Source organism: Accumulibacter sp., assembly GCF_031732815.1.
In the GTDB taxonomy this organism is placed as follows: domain Bacteria; phylum Pseudomonadota; class Gammaproteobacteria; order Burkholderiales; family Rhodocyclaceae; genus Accumulibacter.
This window is the reverse complement of record NZ_JAVMKF010000121.1, coordinates 3,837-5,204: the sequence shown is the minus strand read 5'-3', so window position 1 is coordinate 5,204 and position 1,368 is coordinate 3,837. Positions and strand designations below refer to the sequence as shown.

The window sequence follows — 1,368 nt, the reverse complement described above, 5'->3', positions numbered from 1 at the left end:
AGGACATTCCCCGGCCGCTCCGCTCTTCCGTTCCACGTCGCCAGCCAGCCATGCGCCAGCCAGCTAACAGAAAAATAGCTCACTGGAGGTTTGCATGTCTGTCGGACTCGCCGGCTCGCGCCGGGTTTTCACTCTCAATCCCCTGACCGCCGCGCTCGCCGCGGCGCTCGCCACCGCCTCCCTGCACGCGCAGGCCGACCAGCAGTTGCGCGACACCGTTGTCACCGCCACGCGTAGCGCGGCCGCGATCGACGACCTGCCGGTCACTGTCACCGCCGTCACCCGCGAGGAGATGGATCGCCGCCTGCCGGCCGACGATGCCGATCTCTTCCGCGACGAACCGGATGTCGCCATGAGTCGCGATCTGCGCCGCTTCGGCGCGACGCGCATCAACATCCGCGGCATCGACGACAACCGCGTCGTGACCATGGTCGACGGCGTGCGCCTGCCCGACTACTACAACGGTGGCGGCCCGACCAATTTCACGATGAACGCGGCTCCGTCGGTTTTCACGGACTTCCTGAAACAGGTTGAAATCGTGCGCGGCCCGGCGTCGAGCCTCTACGGGTCGGATGCTATCGGCGGCGTCGTCGGCTTCGTGACACTCGATCCTTCCGACATCGCCCCCGGCGACAAGCCGTACGGCGTGCGTTTCCGCGGCGGGTATTTCGGCGCGAACGACCAGTTTTCGGGCAGCGCCATCGGCGCACTGCGTGGCGATGTGGCTGAACTGATGATCGGCTACGGCGAGGCTCACGGTCACGAAACCGACAACATGGGGAAGAACGGCAGCGCCAGCCCTTCCCGCAGCAAGCCGAACCCGGCCGACACGACCGATCGCGGCATGATCGCCAAGCTCGTGCTCAAACCGTCGGCCGGCCATCGCATCACGACGATGATCGAATCACGCGAACAGGACGTGCAGACGGATGTGCTGAGGCTCTCGGGTTCGCTGCCCCGCATCTCGACGATGACCGGTGACGACAACGTGAAGCGTACGCGCTACAGCGTCGAGTACGAGAACAAGCCGGGCGGCGCCTTCTACGACCGCATGGTTGCCAAGGCCTACTATCAGGATTCGAAGACGCACAACAAGAACTACCAGCGCCGCAGCAATACCAGCGCGACCTGCTCGGCAACGATCGCCGGTGCGAACCAGTGCGACATCTACCAGGATTTCTACTTCGACCAGACGACGTCGGGCCTCAACTTCCAGTTCGAGTCACTGCTCGGCGGCACCGGCATCACGCACCTGCTGACCTATGGCGTCGACCTGATGCGTCAGGAGGTCGAGGAACTGCGCGACGCGACGCGCTACAACCGGACGACCGGAACCGTGTCCAAGTCGATCGCCGGCGAAAACTATCC

At 64.5% G+C, this 1,368-nt stretch carries 1 protein-coding gene; it reads left to right on the top strand.

The window, feature by feature from the left end:
• Window positions 1–94: 94 nt before the first annotated feature.
• Window positions 95–1,368: TonB-dependent receptor plug domain-containing protein (locus tag RKP46_RS08800; RefSeq protein ID WP_311106299.1), on the top strand; the 1,274-nt coding region annotated here is incomplete at its 3' end.